Source organism: Actinoplanes sp. NPDC049681, assembly GCF_044465265.1.
In the GTDB taxonomy this organism is placed as follows: domain Bacteria; phylum Actinomycetota; class Actinomycetes; order Mycobacteriales; family Micromonosporaceae; genus Actinoplanes.
Genome location: NZ_JBITLP010000004.1, coordinates 1 through 16,064 on the forward strand (window position 1 = coordinate 1; position 16,064 = coordinate 16,064).

General features: G+C 71.9%; 14 protein-coding genes. 10 read left to right on the plus strand and 4 right to left on the minus strand.

Going from position 1 to position 16,064, the window contains the following annotated elements; translation table 11 throughout:
* Positions 1-1,164 precede the first annotated feature (1,164 nt).
* The 5 genes from ACIBO8_RS14405 to ACIBO8_RS14425 all read left to right on the plus strand — a co-directional run bounded on the left by ACIBO8_RS14405 (position 1,165) and on the right by ACIBO8_RS14425 (position 5,964).
* Positions 1,165-1,842 carry a sigma-70 family RNA polymerase sigma factor gene (locus ACIBO8_RS14405; protein WP_396115650.1) on the plus strand — a complete coding sequence of 226 codons (678 nt, stop codon included), beginning with the start codon at positions 1,165-1,167 and terminating at the stop codon, positions 1,840-1,842.
* Positions 1,842-2,615 carry an anti-sigma factor family protein gene (locus ACIBO8_RS14410; protein ID WP_396115651.1) on the plus strand — a complete coding sequence of 258 codons (774 nt, stop codon included), beginning with the start codon at positions 1,842-1,844 and terminating at the stop codon, positions 2,613-2,615. Before ACIBO8_RS14405 ends, ACIBO8_RS14410 begins: the two co-directional genes overlap by 1 nt.
* A gap of 269 nt (positions 2,616-2,884) precedes the next feature.
* Entirely contained in the window at positions 2,885-3,586 is a 702-nt protein-coding gene (locus ACIBO8_RS14415) for a hypothetical protein (RefSeq protein ID WP_396115652.1), read from the plus strand.
* 179 nt (positions 3,587-3,765) lie between these two features.
* Positions 3,766-4,557, plus strand: coding sequence for a DUF4142 domain-containing protein (locus tag ACIBO8_RS14420; RefSeq protein ID WP_396115653.1), 792 nt, complete (start codon positions 3,766-3,768; stop codon positions 4,555-4,557).
* A gap of 99 nt (positions 4,558-4,656) precedes the next feature.
* Positions 4,657-5,964, plus strand: a complete 1,308-nt coding sequence (locus ACIBO8_RS14425) for a Pecanex-like protein 1 (protein ID WP_396115654.1) — start codon at positions 4,657-4,659, stop codon at positions 5,962-5,964.
* 304 nt (positions 5,965-6,268) lie between these two features.
* On the opposite strand, the gene ACIBO8_RS14430 is transcribed toward ACIBO8_RS14425, so the two are convergent.
* Genes ACIBO8_RS14430 through ACIBO8_RS14445 form a run of 4 tightly spaced genes read right to left on the minus strand, consistent with a single transcriptional unit; the run spans position 6,269 to position 11,788 of the window.
* Positions 6,269-7,000, minus strand: coding sequence for an HAD family hydrolase (locus ACIBO8_RS14430; RefSeq protein ID WP_396115655.1), 732 nt, complete (start codon positions 6,998-7,000; stop codon positions 6,269-6,271).
* Positions 7,000-7,752 (minus strand): ROK family protein, encoded by a 753-nt coding sequence (locus tag ACIBO8_RS14435; RefSeq protein WP_396115657.1) that lies wholly within the window; start codon positions 7,750-7,752, stop codon positions 7,000-7,002. The genes ACIBO8_RS14430 and ACIBO8_RS14435 overlap by 1 nt, the downstream gene beginning before the upstream one ends.
* Positions 7,753-7,780: 28 nt before the next feature.
* Positions 7,781-8,689 carry a DNA-3-methyladenine glycosylase family protein gene (locus ACIBO8_RS14440; RefSeq protein ID WP_396115658.1) on the minus strand — a complete coding sequence of 303 codons (909 nt, stop codon included), beginning with the start codon at positions 8,687-8,689 and terminating at the stop codon, positions 7,781-7,783.
* A 24-nt stretch (positions 8,690-8,713) separates the two neighbouring features.
* Positions 8,714-11,788 carry an EAL domain-containing protein gene (locus ACIBO8_RS14445; RefSeq protein WP_396115659.1) on the minus strand — a complete coding sequence of 1,025 codons (3,075 nt, stop codon included), beginning with the start codon at positions 11,786-11,788 and terminating at the stop codon, positions 8,714-8,716.
* On the opposite strand from ACIBO8_RS14445, the gene ACIBO8_RS14450 reads away from it, so the two are divergent.
* The 5 genes from ACIBO8_RS14450 (at position 11,787) to ACIBO8_RS14470 (ending at position 16,062) form a co-directional block, all read left to right on the plus strand.
* Positions 11,787-12,515 carry a class I SAM-dependent methyltransferase gene (locus ACIBO8_RS14450; RefSeq protein WP_396115660.1) on the plus strand — a complete coding sequence of 243 codons (729 nt, stop codon included), beginning with the start codon at positions 11,787-11,789 and terminating at the stop codon, positions 12,513-12,515. The genes ACIBO8_RS14445 and ACIBO8_RS14450 overlap by 2 nt on opposite strands.
* Positions 12,516-12,592: 77 nt before the next feature.
* Complete coding sequence (locus tag ACIBO8_RS14455) at positions 12,593-13,816, plus strand: NRAMP family divalent metal transporter (protein WP_396115661.1); 1,224 nt, start codon at positions 12,593-12,595, stop codon at positions 13,814-13,816.
* A gap of 25 nt (positions 13,817-13,841) precedes the next feature.
* A complete protein-coding gene (locus ACIBO8_RS14460) occupies positions 13,842-14,603 on the plus strand; it encodes a LamB/YcsF family protein (protein WP_396115662.1) in 762 nt (253 codons plus the stop codon).
* Positions 14,600-15,220 (plus strand): allophanate hydrolase subunit 1, encoded by a 621-nt coding sequence (locus ACIBO8_RS14465; RefSeq protein WP_396115663.1) that lies wholly within the window; start codon positions 14,600-14,602, stop codon positions 15,218-15,220. Before ACIBO8_RS14460 ends, ACIBO8_RS14465 begins: the two co-directional genes overlap by 4 nt.
* Complete coding sequence (locus ACIBO8_RS14470) at positions 15,217-16,062, plus strand: biotin-dependent carboxyltransferase family protein (RefSeq protein WP_396115664.1); 846 nt, start codon at positions 15,217-15,219, stop codon at positions 16,060-16,062. The genes ACIBO8_RS14465 and ACIBO8_RS14470 overlap by 4 nt, the downstream gene beginning before the upstream one ends.
* Positions 16,063-16,064 lie beyond the last annotated feature (2 nt).

Consider the following 16,064-nt stretch of genomic DNA (forward strand, 5'->3'; position numbering starts at 1 on the left):
GCCCGCGGGGTGGGGGTCCCGTGCTGGGTGGTGGGCCGCGCTTTCGGTGTCCGCGGGGTGGGGGTCCCGTGCTGGGTGGTGGGCCGCGCTTTCGGTGCCCGCGGGGTGGGGGTCCCGTGCTGGGTGATGGGCCGCGCTCTCGGTGCCCGCGGGGTGGGGGTCCCGTGCTGGGTGATGGGCCGCGCTCTCGGTGCCCGCGGGGTGGGGGTCCCGTGCTGGGTGATGGGCCGCGCTCTCGGCGTCCGCGGCGTCGGGGTCCGTGCTGGCTGACGGCCGCACTTCGGGGCCCGGGGCGGCGGCGGCCGTGCTTCGGTGCCCGCGCCCGCAGGCTGGTGGCCTCCGCGATCCGCACTCCGCAGACAGCGCGGCGCCCGCAGACGGGGTGGCGCTCCGGGGCGGCGTAGGGCCCGCCGCGCGGAGGCGGCGCGCCGCCCGGCAGGAAGAACTGCGGCCGGCTGATCGTGCCGACCACGCCCAGGCGTCATAAATGCGGCCTTTCGGGCCGACCGGCGCCCTGTCGGCGGTCGGAGCGGCGAATAAGTCGGCCGGCACCCCGTCCGGGGTCAAGACGCGGTCACCGGGTCGGCCGACGGCCCGCCGGGGGCCGAAATGCGGCCGAAATGCGGCCGATAGGTCGGCCGACGGATCGGCCGGGTGGCCCGTCCGCGGGCACCGTCCTGCCGATCCATCCCGGGCCCGTCGGCGGCCCCCTGCCCGTGCTGAGTCCGATTCGTACCTTTCGGCGGTTCGTGGCGGAGCTGCTCACCGTTGCCGTCACGCTACTCAATGCGCACCCGGGATGGGCGTTTTGCGACGCCGCGTGAGGGCGGCGTAACCGTCCGCCGAAAACGCGTCGGGCGAGCGTATCCGGGCCGCACTTCGCGTCTGTCGACTCGGCCGCCGTGCTGAGTATTATTCGCGTGCCCCTGGGCGCATATCGGCGCCTATGGATGAATGTTGCGCCCCCACGCGCGCCCGGCCTCTCGCGTTTTCGCGGGTGGTGGAGCGTGCCCTACGCGCTTGGAACCGGAGGAACCTCTTGCGACTGCGCGTCCATGCCGCCCCTCCCGTCCGGGGTCCGGAAATTTTCCCGATCGCTTTGATCCCGGCGGGGCGCCCCGGCCGTATCACAGGCGACGGGGAAGGCACCGGCAGGAGGAATCGATGCATGCGACGGTCATGGAGCGGCTCACGCCGGATGGGGTGCGCGTCATGACGCCGCAGCGTTCCGGAGGCCGGTGGCAGGCTCTCGACGGAGGCCGTGGTGCGGACAATGATGACGCCGTGATGCCGCGGCAGGCCCGCCACGAGGCCGGGTCGGCGACCGCGAATCACGAGGACACGCTCGTCCGGATGCTCTACGAGGAGCATGCGGGGCCGCTGCTGATGTTCGTGCTCCGCCTCACCGGCGGCGACCGGCAGCGCGCCGAGGACATCGTCCAGGAGACGCTGCTGCGGGCGTGGCGCAACGCGCACCGCCTGGGCGCCCAGGGCCAGCAGTCGCTGCGGCCCTGGCTGGTCACGGTGGCCCGGCGGATCGCGATCGACGACCACCGCAGCACCAGCGCCCGCCCGCCGGAGACCTACGACCGGGAGCTCGAGAGCTTTCCCAGCACGGCCGACGACACGGATCGGGTCCTGCAGCTGATGACGGTCACGGATGCCTTGCGTACGCTGAGCCAGTCGCACCGGGAGATCCTTGTCGAGACCTACTTCCGTGGCCGGACCGTTCCGGAGGCCGCTGAGGTGCTCGGCCTGCCTCTGGGTACGGCCAAGTCGCGTGTGTACTACGCCCTGCGGGCCCTGCGTACGGCCCTGCAGCAGCGGGGGGTGACAGAGTAATGACGCAGGAACAGCACTTCGACGTCGCCGCGTACGCCCTCGGCGTGCTCGACGAGCGCGACGCCGCCCGCTTCGAGGACCATCTGATCGACTGCCCGGCGTGCGCGATCGAGCTGGAATCGCTGCTGCCGGTGGTGGACATCCTGTCCGACGTCGACGCGGACGCCCTCGTGGCGACCGAGCAGTCGCGCCGCGACGGGCTGGTGCTCAAGAAGATGATCGGCGAGGTGAAGCGGGAGCGGCGCCGGGCCAACAGCCGGCGGCTGTACTCGCTGGCCGCGGCGGTCGTGGTGTTCGCCATGCTGTCGATCGGTGCGCTCTTCGCCGGCGCCCAGTGGCTCGCCCCGGATCAGGGCTCCCAGCCGCCGGCCCAGCGCTCGAGCAAGGTGCTCGACCCGCTGCCGGTGGCCGAGGGTGGCGGCGGCTTCGGTGGTACGCCGCTGCCCGGCGAGACGTTCAGCACCACGGACAGCCGCAGCGGCGTCTCCGCGGCCGTCGGCTTCGAGCCCAAGGACTGGGGCACGCAGGTGTCCTTCGCCGTCTCGAACATCAAGGGCCCGCTGACCTGCCGGCTGGTGGCGGTGCGGACCGACGGCAATGCGGAGGTCCTGTCGACCTGGACCGTGGGCGACAAGGGCTGGGGTACGCCCGCCCAGCCGGAGCCGCTGATGCTGGTGGCCGCGACGGCTCTGCCCCGCAAGGACATCGCACACGTCCAGGTGCAGTCGATCGATGCCACGGGCAGCACGGAGACGCTCGTCCGCGTCCCCTGACGAATACGAAACGGTCTCGAGCCCGGTCGCCATTGTGCGGCCGGGCTCGCTGCTTTTCACCGTACGCATAAGTGCCCTCACCGCGCGCAGTCGTATCGCGCGCGGGGCCTCTCATTCACGGACGCCGCGTCTCGATGGTTCAAAGAAATTTCGAGAAATTGATTGACCCGATTCTTCAACCTCCGCGCCGGTCCGCTGCGTACTACTGCGCGGACACGGAGATGGACAGAAACAGTGGGAGGGCTCTCGTGGTACCGGAGAAGCGGAAGTTGATCGTCGTCGGCGCCGCGATCGCTGCGGCGTTCGCGCTGCCCGGTTGCGCCCCCGCCGGATACAACAGCAGTGACTACGGCGCCCAGCCGGCGGCCAACGAGGTCGCCGCCACGCCGGGCGCCGAGCCCACCGCGGGCGCGACGCCGGGTGCCACGCCGGGCGCGGAGACCGACGACGGCGCGGACGAGGCGGACGCCCCCGAGCTCAGCGACGACGAGGTCACCACCGAGCTCAACGCCACCACGGTGAAGCGCATGGGCGAGACCGTCCAGAACCAGGACGGGAAGGTCCTCTACCGCTTCGACAAGGACAAGGTGAAGCCGGAGGTCGTCTCCAGCTGCAACGGCGACTGCGCCAAGATCTGGCCGCCCGCGCTGATCAACAAGGGTGAGAAGCCGAAGCTGGAGGGTGTGGACCCGAAGCTGGTCGGCACCGTCGAGCGCGAGGACGGCACCCTGCAGCTGACCCTCGACAAGTGGCCGCTCTACAGCTACATCGGTGACAAGCAGCCCGGCCAGTGGAAGGGCCAGAACGTGGCCGCCTCCTGGTTCGTGATCACGCCGGAAGGCAAGAAGAACCTCACCTGCCTGCCCGCCGTCTCGAAGCCCGTCGCACCGCCGTCGGACGACGACGCGCAGGGTGACAAGGACAGCGGCGACGCCGGTTCCGACAGCGGCGGGTCCGACTACAGCTACTGAGCGCACGACGGTCGGCCGATGCCTTTTCCCGGGCGTCGGCCGGCCACCGGATGCCGCAAATTCCGGCCATAAGTCTTCATTAAGTCGCGCGTAAGAAGTTCGTTTTCCATTGCGACACCCCAGCGCTGCTCCTAGCGTTTCGCCAATCGATTCACCCGCGTCGTCGGAGGTGCGAAAAGATGATTGCCGCTCGCTCTACTCGCCGGCCGTCGCGCTGGCTGGTAGGCGTCCTGGCCACCGCCCTGGCGTTCCTGCTGGCTCCGGCCGGCGTGGCCCGGGCAGCCGACTCACCGGCAGTTCCCATTCCTCCGAACACGGGGCTGACCGACAAGGGAACCGGCGTCGTGGCGATGTCCGACCGGGACTTCGTCGTCAAGGTCCGGCTGGCCGGCCTCTGGGAGATCCCGGCCGGCAACATGGCCGCGGAGAAGTCCGACGACCCGCGGATCCAGGAGATCGGCAGGAACATCGCCGCTCAGCACGTCGTGCTCGACAAGCTGGACCTCGCGGTCGCCAAGAAGCTCGGCATCGAGCTGCCGAACCTGCCCAACACGCAGCAGACCGGCTGGCTCAACGAGATGCGCAACGCGTCCTCGCCGCAGCAGTTCAACCAGATCTACGTCGACCGGCTCCGGGCGGCGCACGGCAAGATCTTCCCCGCCATCGCAACGATCCGGGCCAGCACCCGCAACGACTCGGTACGCAAGCTGGCCCAGCAGGCGAACCAGTTCGTGATGACGCACATGACGCTGCTGGAGAGCAGCGGCATCGTCGACTACGGGTCGCTGCCGACGGCGCCGCCGCCCGCGGCCGCCAACAAGGGTCCGGTGCCGGTCGACAACGCGATGGTCGCCGCCGCCGGCAGCTCGGGCGGCGTCCCGGGGGTCAGCACCTCCGTCATCCTGCTCGTTCTCGCCGTCGCCCTGGTGGCCGGCGTGGTCACCACTATGCGCATCTTCCGGACGCGGTAGCTCGCGGACGGTTCCGACCTGGCCAGCCGACCAGGCCGTACGGCATCACCCCAGGCGGCTCCACCGCCCGCCACGTGTGGACAGAGAAAGGTGTCACCAATGCGAAGGTCGCAGTACCGGCGCGAATCCAAGTATTCCAAGTGGTTCACCGGTCGGCGCCGGATCATCGCCGCGGTGGCCACCCTGGTTGCCTTCGGCGGCATCGTCACCGTCACGCAGGTGTCCGACGCGAGCACCAAGCGTTCGACCCAGCGCGCTCTGGCCGCTTGCAACAACATCCAGGCACCGAAGCGGACCCGGCTCTCCACCGAGACCCGCCAGGGTACGTACACCACCAACAAGGGCCGCGTCACCCAGCACTCCGACGACGGCGCGAGCAACGTGCCGACCACCGAGCAGATGCGCGCCCGCTGCCGTCAGTGGGTCATGCAGAACGCCGGCAACAACCAGGGCGGTGGCGGCGCCAGCCCGGCGGCGTCCAACAACACCAACGCCGGCGACGGCCAGCAGCAGAACGGCGGCCAGCAGCAGAACGGCGGCCAGCAGCAGAACGGCGGCCAGCAGCAGAACGGCGGCCAGCAGCAGAACGGCGGTCAGCAGCAGAACGGCGGTCAGCAGAACGGCGGCCAGCAGACCCCGCCGCCCGGCGCCGGCCTCGGCATCCTGACCAACAGCTGCCAGACCAGCCAGCTGCAGCCGCACGACGGCTTCCAGAACGGCAACCGCTGCGTCTCCACCGAGTTCGGTGAGGTCGGCGCACAGGAGAACAACCCGTCGCTGCTGATCACCGAGGCGCCTCAGCAGGTGCAGCGGAACCAGCCGTTCACGCTGAAGGTCAGCACCCGCAACCTGATCCGTGACCGGTTCCTCGCGGCCGGCCAGGGCGGCTACTACGTGGAGTCCTCGGTGCTGCAGGACGGCATCGTCCGCGGTCACTTCCACACCGCGTGCCGCATGCTGAACAGCACCAACGAGGCGCCGGACCCGGCTCCGGCCCCGGCGTTCTTCGTGGCGACCGAGGACAAGCAGGGTGGCCGCGCCCCCGACACCGTGACCATCCAGGTTCCGGGCCTGCCGGAGAACGGTCTCGCCCAGTGCGCCTCGTGGGCCGGTGACGGCTCGCACCGCATCCCGATGATGCAGCGTGCCAACCAGACCCCGGCGTTCGACGCGGTCCGCATCGAGGTCGGCGGCGGAGACAACGGCAACGGCGGCAACGACCAGCAGCAGAACGGCGACCAGCAGCAGCAGAACGGTGGCCAGCAGCAGAACGGCGACCAGCAGCAGAACGGCGACCAGCAGCAGCAGAACGGTGGCCAGCAGCAGGACGGCCAGCAGCAGCAGAACGATGGCCAGCAGCAGGACGGCCAGCAGCAGAACACGGACGGCCGGAACAACAACAACTAGGTACGGAGCCCTGCCGCATCCGGGAATCCGAACCCCGCGGGGCCGCGCCACCTCTGATGGCGCCGCCCCGCCGGGGACCCCCCGTCGGAGACCGGCCGCCGTCCACCCCCCTGAGGACGGCACCCGCGGCAGGCGGCTCGAGTAAGGCATCGGCTGACGAAAGGAGGCGGATTCACTCGAGCCGGGTTACCTGCTCCGCCACCGGGTGACGCGGACCGACTCGGGTTCCCGCCCACCCTCCCCGATGGCCCTGACCGGGAGCGCGGTCAGGGCCATCGGCATGCCCGCCCGTGGGCCGAACCCTTTAGAAGGGCAGCAGGTCGCGCAGGCCGAACCCGTCGTCCACGGTCACGTCCGGCTCGGCGTACGCCGCAGGATCCTCGGCCGCCGTACGCCGGGAGCGCATCAGGATCGCCGCCCCGGTCTCGGCGCGGCGGGCGCAGACGATGTCCCGCTGGTAGCTGTCGCCGACGTACCAGCAGGTCTCGGTCGGTACGCCCAGCGCCCGGGTGGCGTGCCAGATCATCTCCGGGTTGGGTTTGCGGACGCCCACCTCATCGCTGTAGATCTGGGCCGCGAAGAGCCCCCCGACGCCCGCCTTGGCCAGGTAGTCGCGGTGGGCGGCGCCGCACAGGGTGTTGCTGACCACGGCCATCGGCAGGCCGGCCGCGCGCGCCGCCCGGAGCGCCTCGGGGATGCCGGGTCGCAGGGCCCAGGTGTTGCGCCAGGTCCAGTCGTAGCTGAGCTTGGCGGCGTTGACGCGTACGGCTTCCTGGGCGCGCTGCGGCCAGCCGGTGGTGACGAAGCGCCGCCAGACCTCCGCGTGGCCGAGCTCGTCCGGTTCGTCGAGGTCGCGCCAGGCCGCGTACGCGGCGGCGCCGGCGATCAGCGACCGGTTGATGTCGCCGGGGGAGAGGACACCGCCGGTCAGGTTGTAGAGCCTCAGCACCAGCTCGGGTGGCGCGGGATCGTGGCGGGCGGCCTCGGCGAGTACGCCGCCGAAGTCCAGGAGCAGCGCGGCGGGGGCGGGCAGCATCAGCGGGCGTTGAGCGTCCAGGCGCGGACGCCGCCGACGATGCCGGCCGTGTTGGGGACCACCACCACGTCGTCGCCCATCCGGGCCAGCTGCGTGGGGGTGATCAGCCGGGAGTTACCGCCGCCGAGGTAGAGGCGGTCCCAGAGGAAGACCGGCCGCAGACCCTCGATCACGTTGCGCACCCGGCGCGACCAGAGGGCGTCGCCGAGCCGGCGCCGCTCGTGCTCGCCGATGTAGGTGTCGTAGCTCATTCCCCACCGCACCGGCGCCTGCGACATCTCCAGGTGGGGGGCGAGGGCACCGCCGTCGAACAGCGCGCAGCCCAGGCCGGTGCCCAGGGTCAGGACCAGCTCGCAGCCGGTTCCCGCGACCACCCCGGCGCCGTGCACCTCGGCGTCGTTGAGCACCAGCGTGGGCAGGCCGAACGCCTCGGCCAGCGCGGTCCGCGCGTCGAAGCCGAACCATGCCTCGACCAGCTCCGGGTCGACCTTGGTGCGGGGCCCACTGCGGGTGATGTAGTGCGGCGTCGCCACGACGACGCCGTGCCGCAGCATGCCGGGCATGCCGACGGTCACCCGGTCGGCGGTCGGCAGCCGATCGCCGAGGCCCAGCAGCGTTTTCACGAAGAGGTCCGGAGGCAACGGGTACGGCGTGGGCACCCGTAACGGCTGCGCCCGCATCGTGCCGGCCTCGTCCAGTACGGACCCCTTGATGCCGCCGCCACCACAGTCGATCGTCAACGTGAAAGCCACACGTGCAGTGTGACAGTTCCTGCCCGGCTCAGAAGCGAGCGAAGGACCGGATCGGCATGCGTGGCCCGAACTTGGGCGCCCCGATGCCCCCGGCGGCGAGCAGCTCGCAGACGCGTCCCCGGTGCCCGGCGAACGGCTCGAGCAGCTCCAGCATCCGGGCGTCGGTGCCGCGCGCCTCCCCGGCCAGCGCCCATGCCACCGTGTTCGGGATGTGGAAATCGCCGACGCTGACCGCGTCCGGATCGCCGTACGCGGTCCGCACCACCTCGGCCGCGGTCCACGGCCCGATCCCCGGAATGGCGACCAGCCGGCGCGTCGCCTCCGCACTGTCCGCGCACCCCTCGAGCCGCACCGCCTCGACGGCGCACCGCAGCAGCGCCTGGGTCCGTCGCTGCTCGACACCGAAGGGATGGAACACCCAGTACGGGCTCGCCGCGACCGCCTCCGGGTCGGGCGGCAGCAGCAGCCCGGCCGGTCCGGGAGCCGGCTCCCCGAAATGCTTGACCATCGCCCGGTACGCGCGGTGCGCCTCGATCCCGGTGACCTTCTGCTCCAGCACGGCCCGGATCAGCCGGTGGAAGACCAGGCCGGTGGCGGGAAAACGTACCCCCGAAAAGGTCTTGGCCAGCCGGGCGACCAGCGGATGGGCCGCGGCGAGCGCGGGGAAGTCGCGGAGATCGTCGCGCAGCCCGGCGATCGCATCGGCCCGCTCGGCCATCCACCCGGCGCCGGGCCCGTGCCCGGTCGCGATCAGTTCTCCGCCGGTCCGGATGAGCTGCAGCGACGCCGGCCCCTCGGGGGTACGCGCGGAGAGCCAGAATTCCCCGTCCGCGAGCTTGCCGCACGGGTCGTAGCGGACGACCAGCAGCGACCGCACCGTGCGGGAGAAGTGATAGCCGTCCGGTGGCCTCAGCGTGCGGGTCACCGTGGTGGTCACCGCGCCACTATACGGCCGGGCCGGTCAGGCGGCGATCGGCTGCGGGTTGCGGAGCCAGGTCAGGGCCTCGGTCGCGTCCAGGGGGGACGAGTAGTAGTAGCCCTGGCCGAGCGGGCAGCCCAGCTGCGCCAGGATCTCGCGGTGGGTGGCGTCCTCGATGCCCTCGGCCACCACGGTCAGGTTCAGCGTGTGGGCGAGGCTGAGGATGCCGCGTACCAGAGCGAATTGCTGGTCGTTGTTGACCATGTCGTCGATGAACATCTTGTCGATCTTCAGTACGTCGATCGGCCGCTGGCGCAGGTAGCCCAGGGACGAGTAGCCGGTGCCGAAGTCGTCGATGGCGATGCGGACGCCGAGGTCGCGCAGGATCTCCAGGTCGGACCAGATCTGCTCGTCGTCGCTGATCAGCAGGGTCTCGGTGATCTCCAGCATCAGGGCCTGCGGCGGTACGCCCGCGAAGTCCAGCGACGCCCGGACCTGCTCGACGAAGCCGGCCTCGCGGAACTGGCGCACGGAGACGTTGACGCTCACGTACGGCTGCCGCGTGCGGGGCAGGGTGCGCCGCCACTGGGCGACGGTGTGCAGGGCCTGGTCGAGGACCCAGCGGCCCATCGGCACGATCAGCCCGCTCTCCTCGGCGACCTCGATGAACTGGTCCGGCGCGATCAGGCCCCGGGTCGGGTGGTACCAGCGCACCAGCGCCTCGAAGCCGACCGCCTCGTCGCTGGCCAGGCTCACGATCGGCTGGTACTGGAGCAGGAAGTGGCCCTCGTTGACGGCGTGGTCGAGCGCCGAGCGCAGCTCGAGGCGTTCCACCATCGCGCCGTGGAGGTGGCTCTGGTAGCGCCGCCACTGGTTCTTGCCGGCGCCCTTGGCGACGTACAGGGCCAGGTCGGCCTGGCGCAGCAGCTCGTCGGCGTTGTCGGCCTCCGGGGTGGTGGTGATGCCGATGCTGGCCACGGCCTGCAGCGGTTCGCCGTCCACCATGATCGGCTCGGCGAGGGCGGCCAGGATGCGGGTGGCGGTCTCCTCCACGGCCCCCGGGTCCTGCACGTTCTCCACCAGCGCGGCGAACTCGTCGCCGCCGAGGCGGGCCGCGGTGTCGTCGGCACGCAGGGCACCGGCGATCCGGGCCGCCACCTGGACGAGCAGCTGGTCGCCGACGGCGTGGCCCAGGGTGTCGTTCACGATCTTGAAGTCGTCGAGGTCGATGAAGAGCACGCCGACCACCGAGCCGTCGCGGGCGCCGCGGGCCAGGGCGTGCTGGAGGCGGTCGGCGAAGAGCACGCGGTTGGCCAGGCCGGTCAGGGCGTCGTGGAAGGCCTGGTGGGTGAGCTCGCGCTCGAGCTGGCGACGCTCGGTCACGTCGCGCAGGGTGACGACCAGGCCCGCGACGGTCTGGTCCGTGCGCAGGTCGCGGCAGTGCATCTCCAGCATGACTTCGGTACGCCGCCGGCCGACCGCGCGGAAGTCGAGGCCCTCGTGGACGACCTCGCCGCAGCGGACCGCGGCCAGGACCTCGGCCAGCCGGGGACGGTCACCCGGGTGGATGATGTCGGGCAGGGTCGCGCCCACCGGGTCGCCGCCGAGCACGGTGACGGCCGACGGGCTCGAGTACCGGATCCGGTCCTCGTCGTCGACGATCAGGATGACGTCCGAGGTGTTGAGCACCAGCGTGCGGTAGTAGGCCTCGCTGTTGCGGCGGATGACCTCCTCGCTCAGCGCGATCCGCTCGAGCGCCAGGGCGACCTGGGTGGCGAGCACCTCGAGGGCGCGCTGCAGGCCGAGCAGTGCCCACGTCGGCCCGCCCACGTGCAGCACACCGACGAGCGGGTCGCCGTTCGGGCGGTCGGCGAGCACCAGCGGGCAGCGCAGCACCATGTTGAACTGGGTGAGCCGTACGGCCACCGCCCAGTCCACGTCGCGGGTGGCGACCAGGCGCGCGGAGGTGCCGGCGGCGCGGTCCTGGGCGGATTGGGCCGCGGCCTCGGGCGAGATGGGCTGCCCGGGCTCGGTGTACGCCATGGCCAGCACGACCCGGTGCGGCACGTCCGGGGGCAGCAGCTGGGCCACGGCCTTGCGGACCGCGTCGGCGACCTCCTCGGCGTCCTTCGCCGAGACCAGCGTCGTGGAGGCCTCCCGCAGGCCGCGCTCGCGGGCCATGGCCATCCGGTGGCTCGCCATGATGCCGGCCATCCGGGCCAGGACCAGCAGGAACGTGCACGCGCTGAGGGCGGCGATGAGCTTGAGATCGGGTACGCGCCCGTCGACGCCCATCTGGAAGACGAGGACGGCCGGGGCGACCAGCGACGCGAGAGCCAGCAGCGCCAGACGCACCCGGCCGAGTTCATCGGAGGTACGCGGGGTGGTACGGGTGAGCTCCGTCATCGACGGCAGCACGGCGGCGAGCCCGACCCCGGCGAACAGCGGGATGCGGCCGAACACCGCCAGGTTGCTGAGGTCGTCGTGGCGCGTGGCGAGGTTCGCCACCACGTCCGCGAGGAGCATCGAGAGCACGCCGCCGGCGAGCAATCCGGCCGCGATCACCCGGCGGCCGGTGGCGGTCAGCAGGCGGGTCAGCAGCCCGAGGCAGAGCAGGCCGCCGACGGGGAACGCGACGGCGATCCAGCGGTCACCGGCGGACAGCGCGGTGTCGCGGACCTGCGGGCCGATGACGAACGTCCACGAGAGCAGCCCCACCCCGCAGGTGAGGGTGAGGGCGTCGAGCAGGCCGCCGCGGTCGCGCCGGCCGCCGGTGCGCAGGCGGATGAACCCGAACAGCGCCAGGGCCAGGACCGGGTAGAAGGTCAGCAGCACGGCGATGCCCAGCTGGGGGAGCCAGGGGAGCTTCCCGGTCAGGGCCGGTCCGGCGCCGTACACGGCCGAGCCGACGGCGGACAGCGCGACGGCGGCGCCGAGGAGCTGCCAGGGCCCGCGGTGGGTGGGGCGGTGCCGGCGGATGCCCCAGGCCAGGGCGAGGATGGCGCAGACGGCCGCGGCCAGGCGTACGGGAGTGCGCCACTCCGGCCCCGCGGCGAAGAGGACGCCGAGGCCGGTCATGGCGGCGCTGAAGAGGGCAGCTGCCAGCCGTGTCGGCATGCTCGTCCCCTTCCTGGGCTCGTCCGGCCGCACTGGCACCCTGATCGGTACCCCGGCGGCCCAGCTGAGCAGAATCGCGGGGGTGTCCACCGCTACCGACTTCGTGCGGGCCAACACCCGGCTCGCGTCCGTACCTTTTCTGCCCGAGCTGGTGCTGCACCAGGCCGAGGAGCCGATCGAGCTCTGGGAACGCACCGAGGCCGGCGGTGCGGAGCAGCCGCCGCCGTTCTGGGCCTTCGCCTGGGCGGGCGGGCAGGCGCTCGCCCGGCACGTGCTGGACGATCCGGAGCTCGTCGCCGGGCGTGCCGTCCTCGACCTCGCGACCGGATCCGGGCTGGTCGCGGTGGCGGCGGCGCGGGCGGGCGCCCGGCCGGTGACGGCGAACGACATCGACCCGCTCTCGCTCGCCGCGGCGGAGGCGAACGCGGCGGCCAACGGCGTACGCGTGGAGCTCGTGGAGGGTGACCTGCTCACCACCGGTTTCGACGAGGCGGCCGTGGTGCTGGCCGGCGACGTCTTCTACAGCCGCGAGATGGCGGGAAGGGTCCTGCCGTTCCTGCGGCGAGCGGCGGCCCGGGGTGCATTGGTGCTGGTGGGGGACCCGGGACGGGCGTACCTGCCGATCGAGGGGATGGTCCGGCGCGCGAGCTACGACGTGCCGGTCAGTGAGGCGCTGGAGAGCGTGCCGGTCCGGCGTACCAGCGTCTGGCAAGTCTTGAATTGTTGAACAACCCTTGTGTGATCGTTGAACAATCTCTAGCGTCGACGGTGCCTCCATCGAACTTGACCGATCCAGGAGTGCTCATGCCGACGGACACCACCGCCCGCACCCGAACCCGCCGGACCGCCCTCGTCGGGGCGATCTTCCTCATGGCCACCAGCGCCATCGGCCCCGGCTTCATCACCCAGACCACCACCTTCACCGCGAAGCTGGGCGCCGCGTTCGCCTTCGGCATCCTGATGTCGATCCTGGTGGACTTCGTGGTCCAGATGAACATCTGGCGCATCATCTCGATCAGCGGCAGGCGGGCCCACGAGGTCGCCGACGCGGTCGTACCGGGCGCCGGTCGCCTGCTCGCCGCCCTCGTCGTCCTCGGCGGCCTCGTCTTCAACATCGGCAACGTGGCCGGCTCCGGGCTCGGCCTCAACGCCGCGCTCGGGCTCGACCCCAAGCTCGGCGGCGCCCTCAGCGCGGGGCTCGCGATCGTCGTCTTCACCGTGAAGCGCGCAGGCATCGCCATGGACCGGCTGCTGATCGTGCTCGGCGTGGTGATGATCCTGCTGACCCTCTATGTCAGCATCGTCTCGCAGCCTCCGGTCGGCGACGCGCTGCGGCAGACCGTCCTGCCGGACGAGGTCGACTTCGCGGCGATCACCACGATCATCGGTGGCACGGTCGGCGGCTACATCACGTACTCCGGCGCCCACCGCCTGCTGGACAGCGGGACGACCGGCCCGGAACACATCCGCGAGGTGACCCGCGGGGCGCTCACCGGCATCGCGGTCACCGGCCTGATGCGCTTCCTGCTCTTCCTCGCCATCCTCGGCGTGGTCGCCGGCGGCGTGGTGCTCGACACCAGCGGCAACGCCACGGCGCAGGCGTTCCAGTCGGCCGCGGGCGAGTTCGGGCAGCGCGCCTTCGGCATCGTGCTCTGGGCGGCGGCCATCACCTCGGTGGTCGGCGCGGCGTTCACCTCGGTGTCGTTCCTCAACGCCTTCTCGCCCGCCCTCGCCGAGGGCCGTCCCCGCTCGTGGGCGACGGTGGTGTTCATCGCCGTCACGACGGTGATCTACCTGCTGATCGGCACCGCGCCGTCGGCGCTGCTGGTCTTCGCCGGCGGTTTCAACGGCCTGATCCTGCCGATCGGCTTCACCATCCTGCTGTACGCGGCCTGGCGGCGCCGCGAGCTGCTGAAGGGGTACGCCTACCCCGCCTGGCTGCTCGTCCTCGGCGTCCTGGCCGCCGCGCTCACCTGGTACATGGGCATCACCTCGGCCCGCACGATCTTCGAATACCTGGCCGGTTGAAAAGGCCCGTGGAGAAGGGAAGGACATGGACCTCAACAGCGACCTCGGCGAGAGCTTCGGCACCTGGCGCCTCGGCGACGACGCGGCGATGCTGGAGATCGTCAGCAGCGCGAACGTGGCGTGCGGGTTCCACGCCGGCGATCCGCGTACGCTGCTGGCCACCTGCGAGCGGGCGGTGGCCCGGGGCGTCGTCATCGGCGCCCAGGTCAGCTACCGCGACCTGGCCGGCTTCGGGCGCCGGTTCATCGACTACGAGACCGAGGAGCTCGTAGCCGACCTGATCTACCAGATCGGTGCGCTGGACGGACTCGCCCGCGCCGCCGGGGACCGGGTGCTCTACGTCAAGCCCCACGGCGCGCTCTACAACGCCGTGGTGCACCACGAGCAGCAGGCCGCCGCCGTGGTGGACGCGGTCCGCCGGTACGACCCCGACCTGCCCGTGCTGGGGCTGCCCGGGTCCGCCTTCCTGCGGCTGGCCGAGGATGCCGGGCTGCGCACCGTACGCGAAGCCTTCGCCGACCGCGGCTACCACCCGGACGGCACCCTCGTCTCCCGGCGCGAGCCCGGTGCCCTGCTGGAGGATCCGGCGGAGGTGGCGCAGCGCATGGTCCGGCTGGCCACCGACCACACCCTGGTGGCGGCCGACGGTTCGGTGATCAAGGTCGAGGCCGACTCCATCTGCGTGCACGGCGACTCGCCGGGCGCGGTGGGGATGGCCCGGGCGGTGCACGACGAGCTCACCGCCGCGGGCGTACGCATCACCGCCTTCGCCGGGGCGGGGCATTGAACCTCCGGTTCCTGCGCTGCGGGCGGGAGGCCGTGCTCGCCGAGGTGGACGACCTCGATGCGGCCCTCGCCCTGTACGCCGCCCTGCGCGACGCCGACCTGCCCGGTGTCGTCGACCTGGTCCCGGCAGCGCGTACCGTGCTGATCCGGCTCGACCCGGCGGTGACGTCGCCGGGCGCGGTTCGCGAGGCCACGGCGGCACTGGAGCCGGGCGGCCCGGGGCACGCCGACGCGGGCGCGGTCGAGATACCCGTGGTCTACGACGGGCCGGACCTCGCCGAGGTGGCCGGGCACCTCGGCATCACCGCGGACGAGGTGGTGTCGCGGCACACGGGCGCCCGGTGGACGGTCGCGTTCGCCGGGTTCGCGCCGGGATTCGGGTACCTGACCGGTGACGACCCGACGCTGGACGTACCCCGGCGCAGCTCGCCGCGGACGCGGATCCCGGCGGGCTCCGTCGGGCTCGCGGGCCGCTTCTCCGGGGTGTACCCGGCGGACAGCCCCGGCGGCTGGCAGCTGATCGGCAGCACGACGGAACGGATGTGGGACCTGGCGCGGCCCGAACCGGCCCTGCTCGTGCCAGGCGTACGGGTGGTCTTCAGGGAGGTGCGGGGATGAGGATGAGGGTGCTGCGTACCGGGCCGATGACGGTTCTCAAGGACGCGGGGCGGCCGGGGCATGCGTACCAGGGTGTCGCGCCGTCGGGCGCGGTGGACCGGGGCGCGTACGCCCGGGCCAACGCCCTCGTCGGCAACCCGCCCGGCACCGCCGTCCTGGAGTGCACGCTCGGCGGCCTGCGGGTCTCCTTCGACGAGCCGGCCGTGCTCGCCCTGACCGGCACGGACGCGGTCCTCACCGTCGACGGCACCCCGGCAGGCGCCGAGGAGGTGGTGCAGGTGGCGGCGGGAGCCACCGTGGCGGTCACCATGCCCAGACGCGGGCTGCGCAGCTATCTCGCGGTGCGCGGCGGCATCGACGTCCCTCCGGTGCTGGGCTCCCGCTCCACCGACCAGCTCGCGGGTGTCGGCCCCGCGCGACCCGCCCCCGGCGACGTCCTGCCGATCGGTGACCTGCCTCTGGTCGAGAGCGGGACTCCGGCCGTCCCGGACCGGCAGGGACCTCTCGAGGTCGACCTCGGTCCGCGCGACGACTGGTTCACCGCGTCGGCGATCGGAACCTTCCTCAGCGCCGAGTACGCGATTCTCCCGGCGAGCAACGCGGTCGGCCTCCGCCTCGACGGCCCGGCATTGACGCGATCGCGCACCGAGGAACTGCCCAGCGAGGGCGTGGTCCGCGGCGCGGTGCAGGTACCCCCGGACGGCCGGCCGATCATCTTCCAGGCCGATCACCCGGTGACCGGGGGCTATCCGGTGATCGCGGTACTGACCCCGTCCTCCGCCGATCGGGCGGCCCAGCTCCGCCCCGGCGCCCGTATCCGCTTCACCCGAGCGCCCGGCTGACC